The sequence below is a fragment of the Lentzea sp. NPDC058450 genome (genome assembly GCF_042721395.1).
Lineage (GTDB): Bacteria > Actinomycetota > Actinomycetes > Mycobacteriales > Pseudonocardiaceae > Lentzea.
In genome coordinates, this window is record NZ_JBHXLO010000006.1 from 259,878 (window position 1) to 286,053 (window position 26,176).

Consider the following 26,176-nt stretch of genomic DNA (forward strand, 5'->3'; position numbering starts at 1 on the left):
TACCTTCCTTTTAAACTGACCGGTCAGTACAAATTCTCGCGCAGGCCTCTGCCGCTGGCAACTCGGACATAGGTCACCTAAGGGCGGACGCGGGGCGTACTTCCCAGACGGTCCACAGCGGCCGGTAGCCCTGACGCGGCCAGAAGACGCTGCTCAGCGGGTTCGGCGGGTTGTAGTAGAGGTACGTGCCGACCGCGCCCATGCGGTGAAGCTCCTGGTGGGCGTAGGCGAGGAGCTGCTGGCCGATGCCCGTGCCGCGGGCGCCGGGGAGCACGGAGACGCAGTTCACATAGCCCCAGCGGCCGCGCGGGAGCCTCGCCGCCGCGGCGGTGCCCGGTTCGGAGGAGACGATCGCGCACTCGGCCAGGGCGACCGCGATGCCGTCGCGTTCGGCGAGCCAGATGGGGCTGGCGTTCTTCAGGCGTTCGACGAGGGCGCGGCGCTTCACGATCGCCGCGTTGGGACGCACGATCGTGGAGCCGACGTAGGAGGAGTACTCCAGTTCGGCGAGCGACAGCTCCAGCACCGTTTCGAGGTCGTGTGGGGTGGCGCGGCGGATCGTGAGCGTGCGCGAGACGTGCTGTGCGGGCGTGCGCAGGCGTACGGCGAGCACGGACAGCGGCACCAGGCCGTGGTCGAGGAACGCCCGTGCGGCCTGGGTGTCGCGGCTCGGCCAGTGCACGACGCACGCCGTGTCGTCGCCGATCTCCTGCGTGTCGAGGTGCCGGCGAAAGCGCGTGAGCAGGGCGTCGACGCCCTGGGCGGTGCCGACCAGCGGCAGTATCTCCCAGACCTCGGCCGCCGACCACAGACGCGTGGTCGAGTGCGGCTCGAAGTGCTGGTGGCTGACGACCCCGGCCACGCGCGTGCCGTCCGCCAGCGCCGCCGTGATGACGTGGCCGTCGGGCGGCGGTTCGGTGGCGGGCGGCAGCAACGGGTCCAGTGCGGCGAACCGGGCTGACTGGGCCGCCACCAGTCCGCGTGCCGAGGTCATGGCACGTGAGATTACGACGTCAGGCGCGTGCGGAAGATCGCGGTGCCGGGGAAGAGCCTGCCGCGCAGCGGGCTCCACTGGCCCCAGTTGCGGGTGTGCCCCTTCGGCCACTCCGGTTCGACCAGGTCCTCGACGACGAACCCGGTGTTCGTGAGGGCCCTGACGTAGTCACCGAGCGTGCGGTGGTGCTCCACGTAGGTGGCCTTGCCGTCGTCGTCCACCTCTACATAGGGCGTGCGGTCGAAGTACGACTGCGTGACCGTGAGCCCCAACGGGCCGGGGTCGTCCGGGAAGATCCACCTCATCGGGTGGTTCACCGAGAACACCCAGGGCGCGCCGGGCCTGAGCACGCGGGCCAGTTCGCTGAAGACGTCCTGAACGTCCGCGACGAACGGGACGGCGCCGAACGCGCTGCACGCGGCGTCGAAGGAGTCGTCCTGGAACGGCAGCTGGTCGGCGCTGGCCTGCACGAGCGGGACGTCGATGCCGGTCTCCGCGTTGTACACGCGCGCGTGGCGCAGCATGCCCTCGGAGATGTCGAACGCGGTGACGTCGGCCTTGTTGTCCTTGAGCCACCGCGCGCACGGGGCGCTGCCGCAGCCCACCTCGAGGATGCGCTGACCAGCGACTTCGCCGAGGAACCTGACGTCTTCTTCCCGTACGCCCTCCGGGCACCACACGAAGTCGGCCGCGCCGAGGAAGTCACCGTGCGTCCGGTGGTAGTCGTCGGCGTCCGCGTCCCACCAGATCCGGTTCGCCACGCGCGACTCCGCGGCGTCCGCCCCGCGCTTGACGATGCCGGCGGTGCCGAGCGCTTGCTCCGCGCTCGCGTGCTGGTTGGACACACTGCTCCTTCACATGGGGGCTGGTTTGCTTGCGCGTCTCGCGGCCGCGTACGATATCGCGTGCGTAGTGGGTTAGTGCTGCCCATGATCCAAGACCGCCGGATTCCAGGTCGCTGCGACGCTGCGCGCGCACCACTACCAAGCCATCAATGCCAATCCGTACCGGAGCCACCTACCTAATGTCCACCGACACCACCACCGCCCCCGTTGCCGCTGCTCCCAAGCAGGTCGCGATCAACGACATCGGGACGGAGGAGGACTTCCTCGCAGCTATCGACAAGACGATCAAGTACTTCAACGATGGCGACATCGTTGAGGGCACGATCGTCAAGGTCGACCGGGACGAGGTCCTGCTCGACATCGGCTACAAGACCGAGGGCGTCATCCCCTCGCGCGAACTGTCGATCAAGCACGACGTCGACCCCAACGAGGTTGTCTCCGTCGGTGACGAGGTCGAGGCGCTTGTTCTCCAGAAGGAGGACAAGGAAGGCCGTCTGATCCTCTCCAAGAAGCGCGCCCAGTACGAGCGCGCGTGGGGCACCATCGAGGCCCTCAAGGAGAAGGACGAGCCCGTCAAGGGCACGGTCATCGAGGTCGTCAAGGGTGGTCTCATCCTCGACATCGGTCTCCGCGGCTTCCTCCCCGCCTCCCTCGTCGAGATGCGTCGCGTCCGCGACCTCCAGCCGTACGTCGGCCGTGAGCTCGAGGCCAAGATCATCGAGCTGGACAAGAACCGCAACAACGTGGTCCTGTCCCGCCGCGCGTGGCTCGAGCAGACCCAGTCCGAGGTCCGCAGCGAGTTCCTCAACCAGCTGCAGAAGGGCCAGGTCCGCAAGGGCGTCGTGTCCTCGATCGTCAACTTCGGTGCCTTCGTGGACCTGGGTGGCGTCGACGGTCTCGTCCACGTCTCGGAGCTGTCCTGGAAGCACATCGACCACCCGTCCGAGGTTGTCGAGGTCGGCCAGGAAGTCACCGTCGAGGTCCTCGACGTCGACATGGAGCGCGAGCGCGTCTCCCTGTCGCTGAAGGCCACGCAGGAAGACCCGTGGCGCCAGTTCGCCCGCACCCACGCGATCGGCCAGATCGTGCCGGGCAAGGTCACCAAGCTGGTTCCGTTCGGTGCGTTCGTCCGCGTGGACGAGGGCATCGAGGGCCTGGTCCACATCTCCGAGCTGGCCGAGCGCCACGTCGAGATCCCGGAGCAGGTCGTGCAGGTCGGCGACGACGTCATGGTCAAGGTCATCGACATCGACCTCGACCGTCGCCGGATCTCGCTGTCGCTCAAGCAGGCCAACGAGGGCTTCACGGTCGACTCCGAGTTCGACCCGACCCAGTACGGCATGGCCGCCGAGTACGACGACCAGGGCAACTACATCTACCCCGAAGGCTTCGACCCGGAGTCGCAGGAGTGGGGCGAGGGCTTCGACAAGCAGCGTGAGGAGTGGGAGCGCCAGTACGCCGAGGCGCACACTCGTTACGAGGCCCACATGAAGCAGATCCGCAAGGCCGCCGAGGCCGAGGAAGAGGCTTCGGCCGAGGGTGCGGGCAACTACACCTCCGGTGGCGACGCCCCGTCCACGTCCGTGGGTGCGCCGGCGCAGTCCGGTGGCACGCTGGCTTCCGACGAGCAGCTCGCGGCGCTCCGCGAGAAGCTGTCGGGCGGCATGTGAGCCTCCGGCTCTAGCTAGACCGCTTTCGAAGGCCCCCGCACTCCGGTGCGGGGGCCTTCCGCGTTCGGTACGCAACCGCGTTGGCGGGCCTTCGTTTCAGGCCTTCGGGTGCTCTCCAGCCGTGCACTCAGTTCCACCCGTTCACTCTGTGGTGGAGCGTCAACCTCGTTGTGTAGGTTGACAAACCTATGCGTGGGAACAAGTTCTTCGTGGCACTGGGCGCGGTGGCGCTGACCTTCAGCGCGGCCTGCTCCACCGCTGCGCCGCAGACCCAGGCGCCGCCGCCGCAGATTCCGAAGATCACGCCTCCCACCACGCCCTCACGGGTGCCGTTGATGGTGGATCGGGCGCTGCCGGACGACTGCGAGCTCGTCGTGCCCGCCGAAGTCATGGACGCGACGCTGGGGCAGGAGCTGGAAGGCGAGCCGCGGATCATCATCGGCATCAAGGAACCCGGGATCGGCAAGACCGGCAAGGTCGACTGCTACTACGGCATTCCCGAGAAGAAGGGGCTGCTGGACGCCAAGATCGTCATCGGCTTGTCGACCTATGTCGACGACCTGACGGCGCGCACGCGCGTCGCGGAGAGCGTCGAGGCCGAGCGGGGCGAGGGCGCGAAGATCACCGAGGTCGACGTCGGCAAGCAGAAGGGGACGTTGATCGAGAACAAGGACGAGCAGCTGCTGGTCGGGTCGCTCGGCAAGTCGACGTTCGTCGTGCGCAACCGCAACAACTTCATCCCCAAGGAGAAGCTCGTCGCGGTGCTGCCGGTGCTGGCCCAGCAGGCGATGACGCCGCCGGTCTAGTGGTGGTGATCGTGTCCACAGCGGACGGGGCGGCGTGGCCCGGCTAACCTGACCTGCATGCTGAGGGTGGGGTTGACCGGGGGAATCGGGTCGGGCAAGTCGACGGTCGCGCGGCTGCTCGCCGAGAACGGCGCCGTCGTCATCGACGCGGACAAGCTCGCGCGGGAAGTGCTGGAGCCGGGCAGTGAGGGCCTCAAGGAGGTCGTCAAGGCGTTCGGCGAGGACGTGCTGAACGCCGACGGCACGCTCGACCGGGCGGCGCTGGCGGCCAAGGCGTTCGCGACGGAGGAGGCCCGGCAGACGCTCAACGGGATCACGCATCCCCGGATCGGCGCGCTCACCGGGCAGCGGATGGCGGAGGCGCCCGAGGACGCCGTCGTCGTGCACGACATCCCGTTGCTCGTGGAACGCGACATCGCGGCCGCGTACCACCTGGTCATCGTCGTCTACGCGGACGAGGAGACCCGGCTGGAACGGCTCGTCGGCAGCCGCGGCATGGACCGGCAGGACGCGCAGAACCGCATCGCCGCGCAGGCCACCGACGAGCAGCGCCGGGCCGTCGCCGACGTGTGGCTGGACAACAGCGGCGAGGTCCCGGACGTCACGAACCTGTGGGACCGCCTGGTGGGCTTCGAGAAGAACGTGCGCACGCGGACGTACGCGTCGGGGTCGCCGATCGTCGTGCCCTACGACGAACGCTGGCCCGCGCAGGCCCGGCGCATCGCCCGCCGGATCAGCCTCGCCGCCGGCGGACGGCACGTGGAGCACATCGGGTCCACGTCCGTGCCGGGGCTCGCGGCCAAGGACGTGCTCGACTTCCAGCTCGCCGTCGAGGACATGGAGACCGCGGACGAGCTTCGGGAAGCGTTGGCGCAGGCCGGTTTCCCGTACCTCGGGTCACTGGAGGACGCGCCGCGCGGCGAGGGCGGCGACTGGAGCAAGCGCCTGCACGCGAGCGCGGATCCGGGCCGGCGGGCGAACCTGCACGTGCGCGTCCAGGACGGGGCGGGCTGGCGGTGGGTCGTGGACTTCCGCGACTGGCTGCGGCACGACGCGGCAGCCCGTGCGGAGTACACCGAGCTCAAGTTGGAGCTGTCCCAACGGTTTGCGGCCGACTCCACCGGGTTCGCGTACGGGGACGCGAAGGAACCGTGGATGGAGCAGGCCGCCAAGAGGGTCCTGGCCTACAGGGGCGGCCAGGAGTCGTAGATGCCGTGCCACGTCAGCCACGACGTCAGGTTGTGGTTGACGTTGCTCAGCTCTTCGAGGGTGCGGTGGACCGTGCGCAGGGCCTGGTCGGCGTCGCCGGGGCGCAGCACGCGGCCCGCGACGGCGGCGGCGAAGTCCTCGCTGCGCACGATGCGGGCCACCGTGCGGCCGGGGACGGCGAGCCCCAGCAGCAGGTCCGTCGTCTGCCAGTGGCGGTGGTCGCGTTCGACGCGCACCGCGGAGAGCACGCTCGGGGTGCTGCGGGCGTGCCGCGAACGCGGGCGGTAAGTGGTCAGCCGCAGGCCCAGTTCGGGCATCAGCCAGGTGACCTCGGAGTCCGAGAAAGGGTCTTCCGGGGTGGGGTGCTCGATTCGCAGACCCCACCGTTCGACGTTGCACGAACTGAGTGTTCGCGAGCCACCGGACGAATACGCGCGCACGCCCGAAATGGTGTCGACGACATCGACCAACTGAGGTGTAGTGACCGCTCCCACGCCGCCGAGCGTAGTCAAATAAGTGCTCGCAGTTACACGCCGGGTCGATTCGTTACGTCACGGTCAGATGACGACCACACTCTGTGTATCAACGCCAGGCGGTAGGACAACCCGAAGAGGTGAGCCACCTGACCACATCGTGACCGTGCGCTGAAATGCCGGACACCGCCGAGTAGGTGGTTTCCAACGCCCATTGCGCGCGTTCCGGCGACAGCAGATTGTGCTGAACTGCGGAGATCAACTCGTCTGTGTCCAAAACAGTGACGCTGTGGCCCGTTCGGACTATCAGGTCGAGGTACAGATCGGTTGTTTTCCAGACACTTCCGATCGCGTTGATCTCCACGACGTCGACGTAGAAGTCGAAGTCGAGCCGGTGCCCGGGGTGCCAGGACTGCCGCGTCACGCGCAGGTTCAGCTTGGGCAGGAACCAGCTCTCGAAGTGGCTGATCTTGGGGTGGCCCGCGAGGGGCCGGAACATGTAGAGGCCCGTCGGCGTGAGCCGGAACTCGTCGACGCTCCTCAGCTGCCCCTTGGGGTCGGTGTTGCTCTTGGCGTCCAGGTCGAAGTACTCGATCTTCGGCGGATGGATGTGTGCCACGTCAGCGATACTGCCATCGCGGAGCCCCGCGGCCACTTAGGATGCCGCGCATGTTCGGGATCATCCGCCCCTGTCGCAACAGAATGGGCGCTGAGCTGCGGTCCGCGTGGCTGTCGCACCTCTGTGGAATGTGCCTGTCGTTGCGCGACGAGCACGGTCACCTCTCGCGTCTCGTCACGAACTACGACGGGCTGATGATCTCGGCGGCCGTGGAGGCGCAGTCCGTCGTGTCGCGACGGACGGCGGGGCCGTGTGCGTTGCGGGGCATGAAGTCCGCGGACGTGGCCATCGGGGACGGGGCGCGGCTGGCGGCGTCGGTGTCGCTGGTGCTGGCGTCGTTGAAGATCCAGGACCACGTGGACGACGGTGACGGGCTCGCCGGGCGGCTCGGGTGGGCCGGGCGCGCGGTGGCGCAGCGGTGGGCTTCGAAGGGGCTGGGAACGGCTTCCGACCTCGGGTTCGACGCGTCGGTGATGGTGGACGCGGTGCGCCGGCAGCCGGAGGTGGAGGCCGCGGCGGGGCTCGGCAGCTCGGTGCTCGTGGTCACCGAACCGACGGAGACCGCGACCGCGTTCGCCGTGGGGCAGACCGCGATCCTCGCCGGCCGGCCGGGCAACGTGGAGCCGTTGCGCGAGGTCGGACGGCTGTTCGGGCGGGTGGCGCACCTGATCGACGCCGCGGAGGACCTGGAAGAGGATCTTGCTTCCGGCGCGTGGAACCCGTTGGTGGCCACGGGGACGTCCGTCGAGGAGGCGCACCGGCTGTGCCTGGACGCCGTGGCGGGGATCCGGCTGGCGTTGAAGGACGTGGAGTTCACCGACGGGCGGCTCGTGCACAAGTTGCTGGTGCACGAGCTGGAGGAGTCGGTGGTGCGCGTGTTCGGCAAGCGGCCGCGCCACCAGTACCCGCCGGACAAGCGCCGGTGGTCCGATCCCGGCAGCGGCCTGTGGGCCTACCCGAGGCTGAACCGGCAGCGCCAGCCGCGCGGGTGCTTCGAGGGCTGCGGGGCGTTCCTCTACATGTGCGGGACCTGTCAGTTCTGCTGCCGCGACCCGTTCCCCGGGCCGTGGAGCGACAAGCGGCGGGACGGGTGCGACGGCGGCGACTGCGGCCCGAACTGCGACTGCGACTGCAACTGCTGCCCCTGCGACTGAGGGGCTTTCGGGGGCTCTGACCAGCGTCAATCGGAAATTGTCAGACCCCCGGCGTAACGTGCTTCCCGTGGCTTTCGCAACCGAGCTCCCGCCAGAGGAAAGCACCGTCAAGGCGCACTCCGAACACCGTCCCGTCGGCGACATCGTCCGCACCGACGGGCAGTTCCGCGTGGTCAGCGAGTACCAGCCCGCGGGTGACCAGCCCGCGGCCATCGCCGACCTCGAACGACGGGTGCGCTCCGGCGAGCGCGACGTCGTGCTGCTCGGCGCCACCGGTACCGGCAAGTCGGCGACGACGGCGTGGCTGGTCGAGAAGCTGCAACGCCCGACGCTGGTGATGGCGCCGAACAAGACGCTGGCGGCGCAGCTGGCGAACGAGCTGAAGGAGCTCTTCCCGCAGAACGCGGTGGAGTACTTCGTCAGCTACTACGACTACTACCAGCCCGAGGCGTACATCCCGCAGACGGACACGTACATCGAGAAGGACTCCTCGATCAACGAGGACGTCGAGCGGCTGCGCCACTCCGCCACGATGTCGCTGCTGACCCGCCGCGACGTCATCGTGGTCGCCTCGGTCTCGTGCATCTACGGCCTCGGCACGCCCCAGTCGTACCTCGACCGCTCGATCCCGCTGGAGACGGGCGTGGAGGTCGACCGGGACGCGTTCCTGCGCCTGCTGGTCGACGTGCAGTACACCCGCAACGACATGTCGTTCACCCGCGGCTCGTTCCGCGTGCGCGGCGACACGGTGGAGATCATCCCGTCGTACGAGGAGCTGGCCGTCCGCGTCGAGTTCTTCGGCGACGAGATCGACAAGCTCTACTACCTGCACCCGCTGACCGGTGACGTGGTGAAGGAGGTCAAGGACCTGCGCATCTTCCCGGCCACGCACTACGTGGCGGGCCCGGAGCGCATGGAGCGCGCGATCCGCGACATCGAGGCCGAGCTGGAGACGACGCTCGCCCAGATGGAACGCCAGGGCAAGCTCCTGGAGGCGCAGCGCCTGCGCATGCGCACCCAGTACGACCTGGAGATGATGAAGCAGGTCGGCTTCTGCAACGGCATCGAGAACTACTCGCGCCACATCGACGGCCGCGGCGCCGGCACCGCCCCGGCGACCCTGCTCGACTACTTCCCCGACGACTTCCTGATGGTCATCGACGAGTCGCACGTGACCGTCCCGCAGATCGGCGGCATGTACGAGGGCGACGCCTCCCGCAAGCGCAACCTCGTCGAACACGGCTTCCGCCTCCCGTCCGCGCTCGACAACCGCCCGCTGACGTGGGAGGAGTTCGCCGACCGCATCGGCCAGGTCGTCTACCTCTCGGCCACCCCGGGCCCGTACGAGATGGGCCAGGCGGGCGGCGAGTTCGTGGAGCAGGTCATCCGCCCCACGGGCCTGATCGACCCCGAGGTGGTCGTGAAGCCGACCGAGGGCCAGATCGACGACCTGGTGCACTCCATCCGCGAGCGCGCCGAGCGCGACGAACGAGTCCTGGTCACCACCCTGACCAAGAAGATGGCCGAGGACCTCACCGACTACCTGCTCGAACTGGGCATCCGGGTCCGCTACCTCCACTCCGAGGTCGACACGCTCCGCCGGGTCGAGTTGCTGCGCCAGCTGAGGCTGGGCGAGTTCGACGTCCTGATCGGCATCAACCTTCTCCGCGAGGGCCTCGACCTCCCGGAGGTCTCCCTGGTGGCGATCCTCGACGCGGACAAGGAAGGCTTCCTCCGCTCCGGCACCTCCCTGGTCCAGACGATCGGCCGCGCGGCCCGCAACGTCTCCGGCGAAGTCCACATGTACGCCGACAAGATCACCGACTCGATGCGGCACGCCATCGAAGAGACCAACCGCCGCCGCGCCAAGCAACAGGCCTACAACGCCGAGCGCGGCATCGACCCGCAGCCGCTCCGCAAGAAGATCACCGACATCCTCGAGGCCGTCTACTCCGAGGCGGAGGACGAGGTCCCCGTCGGCGGCTCCGGCCGCAACGCGTCGCGGGGCAAGCGGGCCACGGGCGAGGGCGGCCGGTCTTCTGGGGTTGTCGCTTCGCACGAGCGGGCCGGGATGGCCCGGTCGGAGCTGGCTGATCTGGTGCAGTCGTTGACCGATCAGATGATGAACGCCGCGCGGGACCTTCAGTTCGAGCTCGCCGCTCGGTTGAGGGATGAGATCCAGGATCTGAAGAAGGAGTTGCGAGGGATGGACGCGGCCGGCGTCAAGTGACGGTTGCGTTGGGGTGCAAAGACTTTGACGAGCGTGGTCCAGTCATCGCCGCTGCGCGACGATAGAGATTGGGGCTTGACTTCGGGGCCCTTGCGAGGTGCTGGTCGGCCGGAAAGGCCGGGCTGAAAAGCGCCCGGCCGAGCTCTCGAAGCTAGCACCTCGCACCCAAAGTCAAGCCCCAATCTCTTTGCAGCGTGGGCACGTTGGGTGGGCACGTCACGTCATTACCGGTTGCCGTGATGAGCGCGGGAGGTTCGGGCTCGCCTTCGGCTTCGCGGTTCTGCTGTGTTGCCTGTGGCGGGCCGCTGCCTGCCCACAGCGGCCTGGGCACGATCCCGGCCACAACCCCAGTCCGCCTTACGTCGCCTCGCCCCCGCCTTCGCTTCACCCTCGCTCGTACCCTCGCCGCACCCGCACCCGCACCCGCACCCGCACCCGCACCCTCGCCCCGCTCCACCCCCGGCCCCGCCTCGCCCCACCCCCGCTCCACACCACCCCCTCTCTGGGCCCCGCCCCGCTCTTTGCCACGCCTCGCCCCGCCTTCGCTCGCGCACCACTCCCGTTTTGCCGTCACGCCACCGCCCCTCACGCCGTCCCCGCTCTCGCCCCGTCGTGCCTTCTCTCTCGTCCTCCCACCGCTCTTCTCCATCCCTCTCGCCCCAGTCACCGTCGCCCCCACCCCTCACGCCATCCTCGCCCGCGTTCGGCCACCACTCCTCGGCCATCGCCGCACGGTCGATTCCGTCTTTGCGCTTTGGCCCGGGCCGTCGCCCCACGTGATCTTGTGCGTCCACTGTGGAGGAAACCGGCCCGGGTGTTTCGAAACGTCCGGCCCGCGCCGGGAAGCGGGTGGTGCGGTGCTCGGGTGCGGTGGGTTAGATCGGTGGATGCGGTGCGTAATCTTGGCGCCTCATAACGATTTGCGCCGCCGCCGTAAATCGCCCTCTGGGGTGAGATGTGCGCGGACTGCTTTCGTCAGGGCTCATTGCGGCCATGATCTCGGGGTGGATGTGGATTCCCACCTCGCTGCGGTGGAGCAGGCGTTGATCGCCGTGCGGCGCAGTCAGTCTCGTCGGGCCTTGGCGGAGTTGGCTGTTCCGGCGTTCGACGTGCTTGATGTTGTCGAGGCCGCTGAGCGGGCCGGGGCTCAGGCCACCGTTTCCAGTGTGGCGCTGGCGTTGCACGTCGATCAGCCTCGGGCCAGCAAGCTCGTCACCAGTGCTGTCGAGGCAGGGTTGGTGTCGCGGGTGGCGGACAAGGCCGATGGGCGGCGGGTGTTGCTCGTGCGGACGGCGCGGGGGCGTGCCACGTCCGCTGAGCTGCATCGGGCTCGGCAGAGTGCTTGTGCGGTGGCGATGGCGGACTGGAGTGAGGAGGAGCGGGTGGCGTTCGCTCGGTTGTTCACTCGCTTCGTGGCCGTGTTCGGTGGGCGATAATCGTTGCTGTGACACTGGATGAGTTGATCGTCTACTGCGCGGCCAAGCCTGGCGCCGAGGAGACGTATCCGTGGGGTGAGGCCGAGTTGGTGTGCAAGGTCGGCGGGAAGGCGTTCGCCTTCATCGGGCTCGACGTGCACACGGTCGGGCTCAAGTGCGGCGTTGACGCCGAGGCCGCTGCCGTGTGGCGCGAGCGCTTTCCCGGGGACGTGACCATCAGCGGGTACGTCGGGCGGTACGGGTGGAACACCGTGGCGCTCAAGGGGGCTGTGCCCGACGACGACCTGCTGGAGCTCGTGGACGGTTCCTACGAGGCCGTCGTCGCGCGGCTGCCCAAGAGCAAACGGCCCTAGCTGTCTTCTGGCTGGAGGATGCCGAAGATGTTCTGCTCGGTGTCCTTGTAGTACGCGAGCACGCCCACGCCCGGCATCTTGTCCTTGGGCAGGGCCACTGTGCCGCCGTTGACCTCGATCGCGGCGATGGTGGCGTCGATGTCGACCACGCTGATCGTCATGACGTAGCCGTGAACGGGTGCGTCCGGCGCCGGGTCCGGGCCGCGGCGGGGGAGCAGGCCGCCGTTGACGCCCGGCTGTTCCTCGTCGCCGGTGACGATGGTCCAGTAGGGGATGTCGCCCCACTGTTCGATCTTCCAGCCGAAGACCGAGGTGTAGAAGTTCCGCGCCCGCTCGGGATCTGCGGCGTGGATCTCGAAGTGCACTGGACGTGACATGAGACGGCAGGCTACTCCGGACAGTGGTTGTCCGCATTCGGTCTTACCGTGCTGTCATGGCAATCGGAATCCAGGTCACGATGGACGCGGCGGACCCCGGGAAGCTCGCTGCTTTCTGGGCGGAGGCGCTCGGCTACGTGGTGCAGCCACCGCCTCCCGGGTTCGACTCGTGGGAGGACTTCGCCGTCAAGAACGACATCCCGTTCGAGTCGGTCAACGACTACTCGGCGATCATCGATCCCGAGGGGGCCGGGCCGCGGTTCTTCTTCCAGCGAGTGCCGGAGGGCAAGACAGCGAAAAACCGCCTCCACCTCGACGTGAACGCCGGGCTGGAGGCGGTTGACCGGCTCGTCGGCCTCGGGGCCACCAAGGTCCAGGAGTTCAACGACGCCAAGGGACATTGGGTGGTGATGCTCGACCCCGAGGGCAACGAGTTCTGCGTGCAGTGACGACTAGCTGGTGATGTCCTTCGTCTTGAAGACCCGTGCCGCGAGCAGCGTGAAGATGCCGCCGTAGGCGAGGGCGGAGAACGTGCCGCGGGCCATCTGCGACCAGTCGATGTCGGTCGAGAGCAGGTCCGCCCACGCCATCGCGTAGTGCGTCGGCAGGTAGTTGCGCAGGTCCCCGAGCGGCTCGATCTGGTCGAGGATCTGCGACACGATCGAGACGAGCACCGTGCCGCCGACCGCGCCGAGCGGTGCGTCGGTGGACACGGACAGGAACATCGCGAGGCCCGCCACCCAGAACAGGTTGATCGAGATGTAGACGACCGCGAACGCCATGGCGAGCACGCCGTCGCCGAACGGGGCGGCCTCGCCGGTGGGGCTCACCACCTCGCCCGTGCCGTACCAGGCCACGCCGGCGGCCAGGGCGACCGCGGGCAGCAGGGCGAGGGCGAAGACGCTGAGGATGCCGCTGCTGATCGCCTTCTGGCGCAGCAGGCGGTGCCTCGGGATCGGAGCGGCGAGCAGGTACTTGAGGCTCGACCACGACGCTTCGGACGCGATCGTGTCGCCGAAGAACAGCGCCACGATCATCGGCAGCAGGAAGCTGCTGCTCACGAACAGCGTGAGCACCACGAAGTTGATGCCGCTGGCGGTCGCGAGGTCCACGAAGCCGCCGGAGCGGCGGTTCGGGTCGGACTGCCCGATCTCGAAGCTCACCACGAGGATGAACGGCAGCAGCACCAGGAAGCCCAGCACGAGCTGGGTGCGGCGGCGGCGGATCTGGCGTTGCAGCTCCACGTAGATGCGGAGCGTGCGGCGCGCCTTGTAGCCGGCGGACGAGCCGTCCGGGGCCACCTCGGTGTGCTGCTTGGCGGCGGCGTCGGTGAGGTCGGTGAGCGCGCCTGGGTCGGTGTGGACGCCGTTCTCGGTCACGTCGTCACCTCCTTCTGGGCCGGAGCCTTCGTGCGGTTCGGGTTGGCTGTGAGGACCGTTCGCACCAGTGGTGCGGCCTCGGCGGGCCCGAAATCGTCGGTGTCGCCTGGGATAATTGAGTCAAGGGGTCCCCCTTCGCCGGCCAGCAACGTGCGCTCGCTCGACGAGGGGACCTCTGCCTCGGCGTGGGTCTCGGCGGTGGCGGAGGCCGCCGCCATCAGGAAGTCATTCACCGACCAGCTCCAAGAACGCGTCTTCCAGCCTGCGTCGCGGGCCCGCCTGGTCCACCGCGATCCCCGCCGCCACCAGGGCGGTGAGTGCGGCGGCGCGCGGGACGCCGTTCATCGACGCGTGCACGGCACCCTCGTCCTCGTGCACGTCGTGCACGCCTTCGAGGCCCCGCAGGACATCGGCCGCCTTCGAAGGGGAGTCGACGCGGAACGTCGCCTCGCCGCCTCCCGCCGCGATGTCGGACACCTCGCCCGCGGCGACGAGCTGGCCCTTGTGCATCACGACCACGTGCGAACAGGTCTGCTCCACCTCGGCCAGCAGGTGCGACGACACGACGACCGTGCGGCCCGCCGCGGCGTACCGGCGCAGCACCTCGCGCATCTGGTGGATCTGGGGCGGGTCGAGACCGTTGGCCGGCTCGTCCAGGATCAGCAGGTCCGGCAGACCCAGCATCGCCTGCGCGATCGCGAGCCGCTGCCGCATGCCCTGGCTGTACGTGCGTACCCGGCGGTGCACCGCCTTGCCCAGGCCCGCGATCTCCAGCGCCTCGTCGAAGTGCGCCTCCTCCACCGGACGACCCGTCGCCGCCCAGTACAGGCGCAGGTTCGCGGCACCGGAGAGGTGCGGCAGGAAGCCCGAACCCTCGACGAACGACCCGATGCGCGACAGCACCGGGGCACCCGGCGTGATCTTGTGACCGAAGACCCGGATGCTGCCCTCGGACGGGTGGATCAGACCCATCACCATGCGCAGCGTCGTGGTCTTGCCGGCGCCGTTCGGGCCGAGCAGACCGAGCACCATGCCGTGCTCGACGCGGAACGACAGGTCCGTCACGGCCTTCACCCCGCCGGGGTAGGCCTTCGTGAGGTTCGAGATGACCAGCGGCACGCCCGCGAGGTCCGGGTCCGAGTCCTGCGCCATGCGGCGGCGGAACATCGCGATGATGCCCGAGCCGATCAGCACGAGGAGCGCGACCACGATGCCCCACAGGGCTTCCATCGGGAAACCCTCGGACACGTTGCGGCCGGGCACGACCGGCACCGAGATCTCGTCGGAGGCCAGCGAGATGCGGTACGCGGCGGGCTGCTCGGCGTTCGCGAACGCCTGGTCCGTCGTCGAGACGACCAGCGCCAGCTTGTGCTCGGCCTCCACCGGACGCACGGCGCCCGGCAGCGTCACGGTCACCTCGGCCGCCGAACCGTCCGGCGGCAGCGCCACGCGGAACGGCGCCACGATCGAACCCGGCAGCGTGCGGGTGCCGTCCCCGGAGACGTCGTAGAGCTTCGCGAACAGGATCGCCTCGCCGGAGGTCTGGTCACCGCGGGCGATCTTCAGCCGCACCGTCGACGACCCCGTCAGCAGCACCTGCGAGGTCAGTTCCTCGGAGTTGAACACGGCGGCCTGGCCCGGCATGTCGAGCGACAGCCGCGACGAGATCGCCGACGACCGCGACAGCGCCGAACCGAGGCCCGGCAGGTTGCTGATCGAGGCCGGGTTGCCGCCGGCCGGGTTCACCACGACCTGCTCGCGGCCGGTCAGCTTCAGCGTCTTGCGCTCGGTCGGCGAACCGGAGGCGAGACCGGGGTACGCCGGCGCGACGACCGTGCGCAGCGACGGCTGGCCGGACGAGCGGAACGCGCCCTGCACCGTGTACTCGAAGCCCGTGCCGGGGTCGGTCCCCTTGCCGCGCAGGTGGAAGTCCATCCAGTCGGCGATCTGGCCGCGCAGCGCGGTGCCGGGGTTGCCGCCGTCGTGACCGCCCGCGTACCAGACCATCTTCACCGGGCCGCCGGCCGCGGCGATCTGGCGCGCGGTCGCGTCGGACTGGTCGAGACCGAACAGGGTGTCCTGCTCGCCCTGCACCAGCATCGTCGGCTGCTTGATCTGGTCCGTCACCGCGACGGGCGACGACTTGCGCAGCAGGTCGAGCGTCTGCTGGGACGCACGGCCGGTCGTGGCGACCTCGGTGTACGCGGTGCACACCTCGGGGGTGAAGCGGCCGCACGCGCCGAGCGACGGCGTCGGCGGCTGCTGACCCTGGCCACCCGAGTTGCCACCGGGCTGCTGCTGCGGGACGGTCGCCTGCTGGTTGTTCGACTCCCGCTGGCCCTGCTCGGGCGCTTCACCGGTCGGCGACGACAGGTCGATCGACGTCATGCCCGCCGAGAAGAAGATGCCCGCCCACGACCGCTTGAAGACGCCGTCCTCACCGAACGCCGTGGCGGACGGGGTCGCGTCCGCCCGCGGGGTCGCGAGCGCGGAGTTGGGCAGCAACGACTGCGCGAGGTCGTTGTAGGTGATGACCGGCACAAGCGTGTCGACGCGCTTGTCGACACCCGCGAGCAGCAGCGACAACGCACCGCCGTACGACGCGCCTGTCACACCCACGCGCGGGTCACCGCCGCTGTCCTTCTGCACCTCGTCGCGTGTGCCGAGGAAGTCGAGGAGCTTCTGCGCGTCGCGGACCTCGCGGTCGATCGAGTTCAGCGCGATCTGGCCCGTGCTGCGGCCGAAACCGCGCGCGGACCACGTCAGCACGACGAAGCCGCGCCGGGCGAACTCCTCGGCCTGCGTGTGCACGCTGCGCAGACTGCCGCCGAAGCCGTGCGCGAGCATGATCGCGGGCGCGGGCGTCTGCTGGGGGAGGTAGAGGCGTGTCTCGATCGTCACCGTCTGAGCGCTGTCAGGGCTCTCAGGTGCGTCGATGTTCGCTTCTTTGAAGGAAACGGCTACGGGGTCGTCTCCGGATCGAGTGAAGTACACGCCGCCTGCGACGACGGCGAGTACCACGATCAATGCGGGGATCGTCCACCTGCCGCGAAGGCGGGAGAGGCGGGACACGTCGATGACGATATGCGAGTTTTGCTGAGAACCGCCTGTCGGGATCGCGTGCTGCTCTCAGGATGAGTGGATCTTCAGCACTGCTTCAGGTACGCGCACGGACGTCGCAGCCCTTATTCCCGTTGCGCCTGGTTGCGTGGGTCTGCTCACCCTGAGTGGCGCTAAGCGCCGTTCATGGAGCATCATGTTGACGCAGCATGGAGGGGAGTACTCCCTAAGCGGCGGTGTCGTCAGTACGGATCTCAGCGTCGAGGTCCCGGTGCCGTCGGTCGTTCGAGAGATCATCTCGGCGGCGGAGGAGACCTCCGGGTGAATTTGGCGTGCGCTGAGAATCCCGGAGGTATGCGTTGTGAACGTCCCCGCATGGTTGTGGCTCGCGACGATCGGTGGTCTGCTCGTCCTTCTCGCTGTCGACCTCGTGATCGTTGATCGAAAGCCCCATGAGGTGACGATCGGCGAGGCCGCCCGCTGGGTGGTCTTCTACGTGGCGGTGGCCGCCCTCTTCGGTCTCGGCATCTGGTACTTCTCCGGTGGTCAGTACGCGACGGAGTTCTTCGCGGGGTACATCACCGAGTACTCGCTGAGCGTCGACAACCTGTTCATCTTCTTGATCATCATGACGACGTTCAAGGTGCCCGCGATCCACCAGCACAAGGTGCTGCTGGTCGGCATCGTGCTCGCGCTCATCATGCGCGGCATCTTCATCGCGGCCGGCGCGGCGCTCATCGCGCAGTTCAGCTGGGTCTTCTTCATCTTCGGCGCGTTCCTCATCTACACCGGCTGGCAGCTGGCGCGGGAGAACCACGACGAGGAAGAGGAGTACAAGGAGAACCTGATGCTCCGCATGGTGCGCAAGGTCTTCCCGGTGACCGACGACTTCCACGACTCCAAGTCGTTCATCAAGATCGACGGCAAGCGCTTCGTGACCCCGATGTTCATCGTGATGGTCGCGATCGGCTCCACCGACCTGCTCTTCGCGCTCGACTCGATCCCCGCGATCTTCGGCCTCACCAAGGAGCCGTTCCTGGTGTTCACGGCCAACGCGTTCGCGCTGATGGGCCTGCGCCAGCTGTACTTCCTGCTCGGCGGCCTGCTCGCGAAGCTCGTCTACCTGTCGATCGGCCTGTCGGTCATCCTCGGCTTCATCGGCGTCAAGCTGATCCTGGAAGCCCTGCACACCAACAGCCTGTCGTTCCTCAACGGCGGCGAGCCCTTCCACGTGCCGACCATCGGCATCGAGGTCTCGCTGTCGGTGATCATCGGCGTGCTGGCGATCACGACGATCGCCAGCCTGTGGAAGGTGAAGCGCCACCCCGAGGCCGCGAAGCACATCGGGGCGGACGCCAACCACTAACTGATCGCGACGCCGTTCTGGTAGACGGCGCGGACGGCCTGCCTGAGCGTTCCGGCCTTCACGTGCTGCTCGGCGTCGCCCTCCACGAGCACGAGATCGGCGAGCTTGCCACTGGCGAGCTCGCCGAGGTCGTTTCCGAGGCGCATCAGGTCGGCGGCGGACTGGGTGCTCGCGTAGAGCGCCTCCGCCGGGGTCATGCCGTACTCGACCATGAGCGTGAGCTCGGTCAGGTTGTCGCCGTGCGGGCCGACGCCGGAGTCCGTGCCCATCGCGATCTTCACGCCGGCCTGGTGCGCCTTCTGGAACGCCTGGAAGTGTTGCGCCACCACGGCTTTCGCCTTGTTCATGATGACGTCGGAGATCGCCACTCCCGCGTTGGCCTGGTCGATCACCATGCGCGGCGCCATCAGCGTCGGCACGAGCCACGTGCCGTTCTTGATCATCTCCTCGACGCCCTCGTCGGTGAGGAAGACGCCGTGCTCGATGGACCGCACGCCGTTGCGCACGGCCGTGAGGATGCCGTCGCCGCTCATGGCGTGCGACATGACCGCGATGCCGGCGGCGTTGGCCTCCTGCACGATCATCGCGATCTCCTCGTCGCGGAAGTGCGCGTGCCGCGGGTTGCTGCGCGGGGACATCACGCCGCCGCTGGACGCGATCTTGATGATGTCCGCGCCGTGCCGGACCAGCGTGCGGATGACCTTGCGCAGCTCCTCCGGGCCGTCCGCGACGGAGTTGGGCAGGCCGGGGTGCAGCGGCGGTGAGATGTGGGCGCCGCACTGCATCCAGTCGTCGTTGTGGCCGCCGGTCTGCGACACCATGTTGACCGCGATCTGCATGCGCGGCCCCTGGATCAGCCCGCGCCGCACCGCCTCGGCGACACCGAGGTCGGCGCCGAGCGCGTCGCGCACGGTCGTGATGCCGCACTGCAGCGTCGCCTTCATGTTGCCGATCGCCTCGTAGAACGGCAGCGAGAACGGCGTGTTCAGCGACCGCACCAGATCGGCGCCGCTGAACATGAAGTGCACGTGGCAGTCGAACAGCCCCGGCAGGATCGAGTGGCCGGTCGCGTCGACCTTGGTGTCGCCGTCGAGACCCACGCCGACGTCGACGATGCGGTCGCCCTCGACGACGACGTCGCCGGGCTCGAACCCCCGGCCGGTGAAGACCCTGCCCCCAGAGAACACGATGCGCGTCATACGCGGGAATCTATGCGGCGAGTCAATTTTTGTGATCGGTCAACAAACAACTCTGAGCTTTGCTAACAAGTTCTGTTAGCGTCCACGCCGTGCGCCCTGACGACCTGCAGCTGCTCACCACGCCCGGCACCGTCGCCGTGTCCGGAGACTTGGTGCTGGTCAGCATCACCACGCCCGACCTCGAGAAGAACACTTACCGGGGCGGTCTGCACCGGGTGTTCCCTGACGGAAAGACGACACCGTGGACGCACGGTGATCGTGACAACGCACAGCGCATTTCTCCCGACGGCCGATTCGTCGCGTTCTTGCGCGTGAGCGGAAAGTCGAAGCCGCAGCTCTACGTCGTCCCCGTGGACGGCGGCGAACCGCGCAGGCTGACCGACCTGCCGCTCGGCGCCGGCGCCCCGGTGTGGTCGCCGGACTCGACGCGCCTCGCCTTCGTGGCGCGCGTGCCGGAGGAAGGCCGCTACGGCACCACCGACGACGGCCCCGAGGCCGAGGCGCCGCGCCGCATCACGCGCCTCGACTACCGCGTCGACGACGTGGGCTTCCTGGGCGACCGCCGCCCGCGCCTGCACGTGGTCTCGCTGGACGGCGACGTCTCCGTCGTCACCGACGGCACCCACGACGTCGGCGACCCCGCGTGGCTCGACGCGTCGACGCTGGTGTTCGTGGCGCCGCGCGACCTCGGCGTCGTGGAGACGCTGCACTCCGACCTGTACTCGGTCGCCGTTGCCGGCGGCGCGCCGTCGCTGCTGGTGGGCGGCGCCGGCGAGGTCGCGATGCCGTTCGTCGCGGACGGCTCGTTGTTCTGGCTGGGCACCGAGTTCACCGGCATCGACGCCGTGGCCCGCAACCTCGGCCTGTGGAAGTCCGGCCTGGACGGTTCTGGTGCTTCAAGGCTGACCGACGGCGAAACCGTTGACGTGGAACGCCTTTCCGGCCCGCCCGTGGCCGACGCCGAGGGCGTCCTGCTGGTCGTGCGCAACCGCGGCGCCCTCGAACTGCGCCGGATCCCGTTCTCCGGCGGTTCCGGCGAGGTGCTCGCCGGCGAGAACGCGGTGGTCCGCTCGTTCGCCACCGACGGGTCCACTGTGGTCGCCGTCGTGTCCACTCCGGACAGCGTCGGCCAGGTCGAGTTCGTCGGAACCGGTGTGCGCACGGCGTTCTCGTCCGTCGCCGCGCGTGAGGTCGTGGAGCTCACCGGCTCCGCCTCCGACGGCTACCCCGTCCACGGCTGGCTGGTCCTGCCCGAGGGCGAGGGCCCGCACCCGGTCGTGATGGCCGTGCACGGCGGCCCGTTCATGTACCACAGCTGGGGCTTCTTCGACGAGGCCCAGGTCTACGCCACCGCGGGCTACGCCGTCGTCCTCCCGAACCCGCGCGGCTCGGCGAGCTACGGCCAGGCCCACGGCCAGGCGGTCGTCGGCAAGTTCGGCACCGTCGACGTGGACGACGTCCTGTCCCTCTTGGACGTCGCGCTGGCCCGTCCCGACCTGGACGCCGACCGCGTGGGCATCATGGGCGGCTCCTACGGCGGCTTCATGACCTCCTGGCTCTCCGCCCACCACGGCGAGCGCTTCAAGGCGGCCTGGTCCGAACGCGCCGTCAACGCCTGGGACTCGTTCGGCGGCTCGTCCGACATCGGCTACTTCTTCGCCGACGCCTACTGCGGCCCCGACCCCGAGGCCCAGCGCGCGATGTCGCCCCTCACCTACGCCGAGAAGATCAACCTCCCGTTCGCCGTCGTGCACTCCGAGCAGGACTGGCGCTGCCCGCTGGAGCAGGCGCAGCGGATGTTCGTGGCCCTGAAGCGGCGCGGCGTCGAGACGGAGATGCTGATCTTCCCGGGCGAGGGGCACGAGCTGACCCGCTCGGGGCAGCCCCGGCACCGCAAGCAGCGCTTCGACGCGGTGCTGGAGTGGTGGGGCCGCCACCTCAAGGCCTGACCTGCTGATCCTCCTGGGCTGACCGACGAACGGGTCAGCCCAGGAGCGTGTAGTTCAGCTCCTCGCACACCCGCGCCAACGGCAGGTCCAGCCCAGGGTGGTCCAACGGCAGCAACACATCGGGAGCCGCGGGCAGCCCGGAAGCGCCGGGCGGATCCCACAGACAGATCGCGGGGTCCCCGGAGTCCATCGACGACCGGTACCAAAGCCCGTCCAGCTCCGGATAGGCCGCCCGGATCGCCCGGGACCAGGCCTGCGTCACCAGCTTCGGCCCGGTCGAGATCTCCTGCGACGCCCCCACGCGCGTCGGCCACAGCCCGCCCAGGTCCAGCAGCCGCAACGTGCGGCGGGGTCGCAGCACGACGAGGAACGGCGAGCGGGTGCGGCGGTCCACGATCGACGTGGCCTGGAAGACCTCGGCGATCGACGTGCGGACCGAGAGGCCGAAGTACAGGACGCCGTTCTCGTGGTCCTGGACAGGGGAGCCGTCCAAGGCGGGTTGTTGGGCGTCGAAGCGGGCGTGGGGGAGCGGGCCCGTGTAGCGGAACGTGTTCCAGCGCTGGGGGTGGGAGCCCTTGGCCGTGAAGACGCGGACCAGGCGGGTGGCCCGGTGCACCGCTACGACGTCTTCGGTGCGGCGCAGGTGCGCCTGGAGCACGGCAGGGGCAGGCGGCTGCGGAAGCCGTGACATTCGGGTCCTGTCGGGTGTTCGGGAACGCTCAGGCAGGTGTGCCGAGCGCGGAGGCCAGGGTTGCTACTCGCCGCGGGTCGCCGCCCGCCAGGAGCCAGTCGCGCGGGGTGGCGGGCTTGCCGTCCACGGGCAGGTCCTCCTGGGTGGTGGTCATGAAGGCGGCGACGACGAGGGCCGGCTGGTCCGCCGGGACCTCGGTCAGGACGGTCTCCAGGCCGGGGAGGACGCCGGTGCCCGCGAACTGCCACGCGGGCAGGCGCCAGCTGCCCCTGTCCTTCCAGCCGACGAGCCTGCCGACGCCGAGGCGGTGGCGGATGCGGCTGGTGTCGACCTGGAGCTGGCGGGCTGCCTCGTTCACGGTCAGCGCCGAGTCGCGCAGGACCGCGTGGGCGACGACGGTGCGGGTGCGCGGGCGGGCGTCCGCCGGGCCTGCCGGGGAGAGGTCGAGGCCGACGTCTTCCAGGGCTGCTTGCTGGTCCGGCGTGAAGTACGTGGCCGGCTCCGGGTGTGGCGGGGCGAGCCTGCGTGCCGCGTCGGTCACGAGGGCCAGGAACTCGTCTGGACTCACCTGCAGGCCGGCCTTGGCCAGCACCGTCTCCAGGGCAGGACTCATGCGCACAGAATATCCCGTGCGTGCGCATTTGTGCGCCCTACGAACGGCGCAAGCTGCAGTAATCGACGTTGCGCGGTCACGTGACGACGCTACGTGAGATTTCCGGTTACGCAGTGGTGACGTGGGCGACATCTGGCACATCGATACCATTCCCCGATGCAGCTCGACCGCACCGCCAAGCGGGTCGTGGTGGCGTGGGCCGCCGTCATGGTGGCCACGCTCGCCTACGTCATGTACCGCCCGGAGGGGTGGTCGCTCGACCTGCGCGTTTATCGCAACGGCGGGGCGGTGTTCCTCCAGGACCTGCCGCTCTACGTCGAGGGCTTCGCGAAACCGCTCGGCGGGCCCGACCTGCCGTTCACGTACCCGCCGATCGCCGCCGTGCTGTTCAGCCTGCTGGCGCTGGTGCCGCTCTGGCTCGCGATCCTCGCGGTGGCGGTGGCGAACCTCGCCATGCTCACCGGGTTGTGCCTGATCGCGGCGCAACGCGTGCTCGGCTGGGGTCCGGACGCGGTCAAGTGGGGGCTCGGCGCGGCCGCGGTCTCGTCGATCTTCGACCCGCTGCGCGAGACGTTGTGGTTCGGGCAGATCAACCTGCTGCTGGGGCTGCTGGTGATGGCCGACTGCCTGCTCGAACGCACGCGCTGGTGGCCGCGAGGCGCGCTGATCGGGCTGGCGGCCGCGATCAAGCTGACGCCGGCGTTCTTCGCGTTGTTCTTCGTCGCGCGACGGCAGTGGAAGCCCGTGTTCGTGTCCATCGGCTCGTTCTTCGCCTTCGGTGCGTTGGGGTTCCTCATCTCGTTCGGCGACGCGAAGGAGTACTGGACGCACGCGCTGCTCGACCCGGGCCGCGTCGGACGCCTCACCTACGCGTCGAACCAGGCCATCCGCGGCACGCTCGCGCGCTTCGGGCTGGAGAACGGCGCGCAGGTCGGCGTGTGGCTCGTGCTGGCGCTTCTGGTCGTGGCGACGGTGTGGTGGCTGGCGTCGCAGGTCGGTGAGATCGAGGCGTTCTTCGTCGTGGCGATCGGCGGACTGCTGATCTCGCCCGTGTCGTGGGGGCACCACTGGGTGTGGATCGCGCCCGCGCTCGTGCTGCTGTCGCGGCCCGCTCTGCGGCGTCACTGGGCCGCGTGGGCGGTCGTGGCGGTGTTCGCGATCGGTCCGCACTGGCTGTTCCCGCGCGACAACGACGTCGAACGGGACTGGGCGTGGTGGCAGCAGGTGATCGGCAACCTCTACGTGTTCGTCGGGGTCGCCGTGCTCGTCACGCTCGCGGTACGGGTCGTGCGAGCCCGCCGTCGAGCTGCTTCAACCGCAGGCTGAACAGGATCAGCACCACGCCCCACAGGATCGCGAAGATCCCGATCGTGATCACGAACGCCAGCGCGCCCGCCGTTGGGTTCACCACGAGGATGATGCCCAGCAGCACCGTCAGCGCGCCCGTGACGACGTAGAACCACTCGTTCGTCATCACCTTGCGCAGGCGGATCGCGTCGACGATCTGCAGCACACCGGTGACGAGCGCCCACGCGGCGATCAGGAGCAGCAGCGCGGTCGCCGTGATGCCCGGCCAGAACAACGCGATCAAGCCCGTGACCAGGCCCAGCGCGCCGATGAGGCCGAGCGCCCAGCGAGCGGGCCACTCCTTGTGGGTGAGCGTCAGATACAGCATCATCGCGCCGTCGAAGAGGGCGTAGGCGCCCCACAGGATGATCAACGCCAGCAGTGTGAGGCCGGGCCAGACCAGGGCCGCCAGGCCGAACAGGACAGCGAACACTCCGCGCACCGTGAAGAGCCACCACCGTTGCATGGCGTGGATCGTCTCGGCTGTCGCGGAGGTCGGCAACCTGAGACCCTCGTTCGGTGCTGATCCGAGTGGCTGACTGGGAACGGATCCGGTCCGGCGAGATCACGCTGCAGTTCCGGCGCTGGAAGCGGCCGACTGTGCGCGCGGGCGGGACGTTGCGGACGTCGCGGGGCGTCCTGGCGATCGACGCGGTGGACGTCGTGTCGCGGGTGACGCGCGCGGAGGCGGTGGCGGCCGGGTATCCGACCGTCGTCGCGCTGAAGTCCTCTGTGGATGGACGCGAGGGCGCGCTTTACCGCATCCGACTGCGTTTCGTGGGTGAGGATCCGCGGATCGAGCTGCGGGAGTCGTCCGATGTGGACGGAGTCGAGCTCAAGCCGGACGCGCTGGCGCTGCTGCGGCTGATCGCGGCGAACCCCGGCGTGCGGGCCGCGGACCTGGCCGCCTCGGTCGGCCGCGAGAAGCTGCCGTTCAAGGCGGACGTCCGGAAGCTGAAAGCGAAGGGGCTCACCGAGTCCCTGGAGGTCGGGTACCGCCTCTCCCCGCGAGGAGAGGCGTACCTGAGAACCCTGGACTAACGCCTAGCCCTGGCCGGTGATGATCGAGACGGCCTTGTCCTGCGTCTGCTCGTTGACCTCGGCGACCTGGAAGTTGCGCGACACGGCGTGCGCCACCAGTTCGGGCTCCGGCGGCAGGCCGTACTTGCGCAGGTAGTGCGGCACGGCGCCGGCCCAGATCCACGTGCCGTCGGTGCGGAAGTTGAGCGGCACGTCCTGCTCGCCGGTCTGCGAGAACTCGTCGGTGTCGTAGCTGCGCGCGGCCAGCACGACCGGCGCCGACTCCAGGTAGCTCAGCAGGCCGTCGACCATCTGCGGGTCGACCGGCTGGCGGTTCACCACGATGCGGCCGTCGTCGTTCTTGCCGTCGTACACGCGGGCCGTGCGCAGCTCGTCCGAGCCCTGCTGGACCGCGGCGGGCGCGGCCTGGTACTCCTGCTGCGGCTCGGGCTCCGGCGCGGGCAGCGGCGGCAGGCCGACGCGCTGGCGCCACCAGTCCGGGATCATCCGGTCGGGCCGCGGGAACGTCTGCAGCTCGTCGCGGAACCCGATGGGCGGCGGCGCGTTGCGCCAGCGCGGCTCGTCCTCGGCGTTGAAGTCCGCCGTGAACGCCGCGGGCGCCTCGATCTCGTACGTCGCGCTCAGCCACGTGCCGCGGTCGGGGTGGTACATGCCCGAACGCAGGTGGCCGAACATCTGCACGACGTCCATCGGAGGCCGCACCGGGCGCAGCTGGCCGTCGGGCCCGGCGAACGCCAGGTCGACCTCGATGTGCCGCCCGGCCGCGCGGTACTCGGCCCGGATGCGCTGCCAGCCCTGCGGTACGGCCGGCAGCATGGCACGGCCGATCTGCCGCACCAGTTGCTGCTGGTCCTGCTCGCTCAGCGGTGTCGCCGGCTGGCTCATGTGGTCCTCGCCCCTCTCCCCGTGAAAGCCCGCTGATCTTATCGGGCTACCGCGACGGGCGCGGGACGGTCATAGGTCCCACGCCGTTCACACAACTCTGAGTGGGTACCGGGCCTCGTGGTTCCCCGTCCGCGCGGGCCTGAACGAGGGACGCGTCACGCGCCGCCCTTGAGCGCGCGCGTGATCTGGTCCTCGACCTCCTGGTAGTGCTTGGCGGTGTCGGCCATCTTCTTGGCGGTCGCGTCCATCGCCTCCGCGGCACCCTTCAGCGCGTCGAGACCCCACTGCTCCACGGGGTCGAGCAGCATCCGGAACGGCTGGCAGATGATGCCGTACGCGTCGGTCGGCATCGACACGGTGTTGGCCGCGTCGACAGCGCCCTGCAGGCGGCCCTGCAAGCCCTCCAACGCCTTGGCGTGCGCGTCCAGGACGTCGGACGTGACGTTGAACCCGGTCATCGGGAACTCCCCTCAGGGCCGT

26 protein-coding genes are annotated in these 26,176 nt (G+C 69.0%); 12 read left to right on the forward strand and 14 right to left on the reverse strand.

Annotation, left to right across the window (positions count from 1 at the left end):
- Positions 1-73: 73 nt before the first annotated feature.
- Complete coding sequence (locus ACFWNN_RS12825) at positions 74-994, reverse strand: GNAT family N-acetyltransferase (RefSeq protein WP_382440050.1); 921 nt, start codon at positions 992-994, stop codon at positions 74-76.
- Positions 995-1,005: 11 nt separating this feature from the next.
- On the reverse strand, positions 1,006-1,839 hold the full coding sequence (locus ACFWNN_RS12830; RefSeq protein ID WP_382440051.1) for a class I SAM-dependent methyltransferase: 834 nt from the start codon (positions 1,837-1,839) through the stop codon (positions 1,006-1,008).
- 179 nt (positions 1,840-2,018) lie between these two features.
- Here ACFWNN_RS12830 and rpsA point away from each other — a divergent pair, with 179 nt between their 5' ends.
- The 3 genes from rpsA to coaE all read left to right on the forward strand — a co-directional run bounded on the left by rpsA (position 2,019) and on the right by coaE (position 5,524).
- Positions 2,019-3,509: a 30S ribosomal protein S1 gene (rpsA, locus tag ACFWNN_RS12835; protein ID WP_382440052.1), complete on the forward strand. Its 1,491-nt coding sequence runs from the start codon at positions 2,019-2,021 to the stop codon at positions 3,507-3,509.
- Positions 3,510-3,697: 188 nt separating this feature from the next.
- Positions 3,698-4,315: a hypothetical protein gene (locus tag ACFWNN_RS12840; protein WP_382440053.1), complete on the forward strand. Its 618-nt coding sequence runs from the start codon at positions 3,698-3,700 to the stop codon at positions 4,313-4,315.
- Between the two features lie 57 nt (positions 4,316-4,372).
- Positions 4,373-5,524, forward strand: coding sequence for a dephospho-CoA kinase (gene coaE, locus ACFWNN_RS12845; RefSeq protein ID WP_382440054.1), 1,152 nt, complete (start codon positions 4,373-4,375; stop codon positions 5,522-5,524).
- Here the strand turns inward: coaE and ACFWNN_RS12850 are convergent.
- Together ACFWNN_RS12850 and ACFWNN_RS12855 are read right to left on the reverse strand one after the other, a co-directional pair.
- On the reverse strand, positions 5,500-6,018 hold the full coding sequence (locus ACFWNN_RS12850) for a DUF402 domain-containing protein (RefSeq protein WP_382440055.1): 519 nt from the start codon (positions 6,016-6,018) through the stop codon (positions 5,500-5,502). The two genes, coaE and ACFWNN_RS12850, sit on opposite strands and share 25 nt — an antisense overlap.
- An 88-nt stretch (positions 6,019-6,106) precedes the next feature.
- Positions 6,107-6,616, reverse strand: a complete 510-nt coding sequence (locus ACFWNN_RS12855; RefSeq protein ID WP_382440056.1) for a DUF402 domain-containing protein — start codon at positions 6,614-6,616, stop codon at positions 6,107-6,109.
- A 50-nt stretch (positions 6,617-6,666) separates the two neighbouring features.
- Here ACFWNN_RS12855 and ACFWNN_RS12860 point away from each other — a divergent pair, with 50 nt between their 5' ends.
- The 4 genes from ACFWNN_RS12860 (at position 6,667) to ACFWNN_RS12875 (ending at position 11,789) form a co-directional block, all read left to right on the forward strand.
- Positions 6,667-7,770: a DUF5685 family protein gene (locus ACFWNN_RS12860; protein ID WP_382440057.1), complete on the forward strand. Its 1,104-nt coding sequence runs from the start codon at positions 6,667-6,669 to the stop codon at positions 7,768-7,770.
- A 67-nt stretch (positions 7,771-7,837) separates the two neighbouring features.
- On the forward strand, positions 7,838-10,000 hold the full coding sequence (gene uvrB / locus ACFWNN_RS12865; protein WP_382440058.1) for an excinuclease ABC subunit UvrB: 2,163 nt from the start codon (positions 7,838-7,840) through the stop codon (positions 9,998-10,000).
- A gap of 1,031 nt (positions 10,001-11,031) precedes the next feature.
- On the forward strand, positions 11,032-11,436 hold the full coding sequence (locus ACFWNN_RS12870; RefSeq protein ID WP_382440059.1) for a MarR family winged helix-turn-helix transcriptional regulator: 405 nt from the start codon (positions 11,032-11,034) through the stop codon (positions 11,434-11,436).
- Between the two features lie 8 nt (positions 11,437-11,444).
- Positions 11,445-11,789, forward strand: a complete 345-nt coding sequence (locus ACFWNN_RS12875) for an MmcQ/YjbR family DNA-binding protein (protein WP_382440060.1) — start codon at positions 11,445-11,447, stop codon at positions 11,787-11,789.
- Here ACFWNN_RS12875 and ACFWNN_RS12880 read toward each other — a convergent pair.
- On the reverse strand, positions 11,786-12,166 hold the full coding sequence (locus ACFWNN_RS12880) for a VOC family protein (RefSeq protein WP_382440061.1): 381 nt from the start codon (positions 12,164-12,166) through the stop codon (positions 11,786-11,788). The two genes, ACFWNN_RS12875 and ACFWNN_RS12880, sit on opposite strands and share 4 nt — an antisense overlap.
- A 56-nt stretch (positions 12,167-12,222) precedes the next feature.
- Between ACFWNN_RS12880 and ACFWNN_RS12885 the strand changes: the two genes are divergently transcribed.
- The gene (locus ACFWNN_RS12885) at positions 12,223-12,615 is read left to right on the forward strand and encodes a VOC family protein (protein WP_382440062.1); all 393 of its coding nucleotides are present in this window, start codon (positions 12,223-12,225) and stop codon (positions 12,613-12,615) included.
- Between the two features lie 3 nt (positions 12,616-12,618).
- On the opposite strand, the gene ACFWNN_RS12890 is transcribed toward ACFWNN_RS12885, so the two are convergent.
- The 3 genes from ACFWNN_RS12890 to ACFWNN_RS12900 are packed head-to-tail and all read right to left on the reverse strand — an operon-like array spanning position 12,619 to position 16,617.
- Complete coding sequence (locus tag ACFWNN_RS12890; protein ID WP_382440063.1) at positions 12,619-13,545, reverse strand: ABC transporter permease; 927 nt, start codon at positions 13,543-13,545, stop codon at positions 12,619-12,621.
- Complete coding sequence (locus ACFWNN_RS12895; RefSeq protein ID WP_382440064.1) at positions 13,542-13,778, reverse strand: hypothetical protein; 237 nt, start codon at positions 13,776-13,778, stop codon at positions 13,542-13,544. The genes ACFWNN_RS12890 and ACFWNN_RS12895 overlap by 4 nt, the downstream gene beginning before the upstream one ends.
- The gene (locus ACFWNN_RS12900) at positions 13,771-16,617 is read right to left on the reverse strand and encodes an alpha/beta fold hydrolase (RefSeq protein ID WP_382440065.1); all 2,847 of its coding nucleotides are present in this window, start codon (positions 16,615-16,617) and stop codon (positions 13,771-13,773) included. Before ACFWNN_RS12900 ends, ACFWNN_RS12895 begins: the two co-directional genes overlap by 8 nt.
- A gap of 349 nt (positions 16,618-16,966) precedes the next feature.
- Here ACFWNN_RS12900 and ACFWNN_RS12905 point away from each other — a divergent pair, with 349 nt between their 5' ends.
- On the forward strand, positions 16,967-17,971 hold the full coding sequence (locus tag ACFWNN_RS12905) for a TerC family protein (protein ID WP_382440066.1): 1,005 nt from the start codon (positions 16,967-16,969) through the stop codon (positions 17,969-17,971).
- Here ACFWNN_RS12905 and ACFWNN_RS12910 read toward each other — a convergent pair.
- Positions 17,968-19,170, reverse strand: a complete 1,203-nt coding sequence (locus tag ACFWNN_RS12910) for an amidohydrolase family protein (RefSeq protein WP_382440067.1) — start codon at positions 19,168-19,170, stop codon at positions 17,968-17,970. The two genes, ACFWNN_RS12905 and ACFWNN_RS12910, sit on opposite strands and share 4 nt — an antisense overlap.
- Before the next feature lie 89 nt (positions 19,171-19,259).
- Here ACFWNN_RS12910 and ACFWNN_RS12915 point away from each other — a divergent pair, with 89 nt between their 5' ends.
- On the forward strand, positions 19,260-21,119 hold the full coding sequence (locus tag ACFWNN_RS12915; RefSeq protein WP_382440068.1) for a S9 family peptidase: 1,860 nt from the start codon (positions 19,260-19,262) through the stop codon (positions 21,117-21,119).
- A 34-nt stretch (positions 21,120-21,153) separates the two neighbouring features.
- Here ACFWNN_RS12915 and ACFWNN_RS12920 read toward each other — a convergent pair whose 3' ends face one another.
- Both ACFWNN_RS12920 and ACFWNN_RS12925 read right to left on the reverse strand, forming a co-directional pair.
- Positions 21,154-21,810, reverse strand: coding sequence for an RES family NAD+ phosphorylase (locus ACFWNN_RS12920; RefSeq protein WP_382440069.1), 657 nt, complete (start codon positions 21,808-21,810; stop codon positions 21,154-21,156).
- Between the two features lie 28 nt (positions 21,811-21,838).
- Complete coding sequence (locus ACFWNN_RS12925) at positions 21,839-22,423, reverse strand: DNA-binding protein (protein ID WP_382440070.1); 585 nt, start codon at positions 22,421-22,423, stop codon at positions 21,839-21,841.
- 156 nt (positions 22,424-22,579) lie between these two features.
- On the opposite strand from ACFWNN_RS12925, the gene ACFWNN_RS12930 reads away from it, so the two are divergent.
- Positions 22,580-23,749, forward strand: a complete 1,170-nt coding sequence (locus ACFWNN_RS12930; RefSeq protein ID WP_382440071.1) for a glycosyltransferase 87 family protein — start codon at positions 22,580-22,582, stop codon at positions 23,747-23,749.
- Here ACFWNN_RS12930 and ACFWNN_RS12935 read toward each other — a convergent pair.
- Positions 23,691-24,236: an HdeD family acid-resistance protein gene (locus ACFWNN_RS12935; RefSeq protein ID WP_382440072.1), complete on the reverse strand. Its 546-nt coding sequence runs from the start codon at positions 24,234-24,236 to the stop codon at positions 23,691-23,693. The two genes, ACFWNN_RS12930 and ACFWNN_RS12935, sit on opposite strands and share 59 nt — an antisense overlap.
- Positions 24,237-24,289: 53 nt before the next feature.
- Between ACFWNN_RS12935 and ACFWNN_RS12940 the strand changes: the two genes are divergently transcribed.
- Positions 24,290-24,811, forward strand: a complete 522-nt coding sequence (locus ACFWNN_RS12940) for a hypothetical protein (protein WP_382440073.1) — start codon at positions 24,290-24,292, stop codon at positions 24,809-24,811.
- 3 nt (positions 24,812-24,814) lie between these two features.
- Here ACFWNN_RS12940 and ACFWNN_RS12945 read toward each other — a convergent pair whose 3' ends face one another.
- Together ACFWNN_RS12945 and ACFWNN_RS12950 are read right to left on the reverse strand one after the other, a co-directional pair.
- Positions 24,815-25,696 (reverse strand): hypothetical protein, encoded by an 882-nt coding sequence (locus tag ACFWNN_RS12945; RefSeq protein WP_382440074.1) that lies wholly within the window; start codon positions 25,694-25,696, stop codon positions 24,815-24,817.
- 155 nt (positions 25,697-25,851) lie between these two features.
- A complete protein-coding gene (locus tag ACFWNN_RS12950; protein ID WP_382440075.1) occupies positions 25,852-26,154 on the reverse strand; it encodes a type VII secretion target in 303 nt (100 codons plus the stop codon).
- Positions 26,155-26,176: the final 22 nt, after the last annotated feature.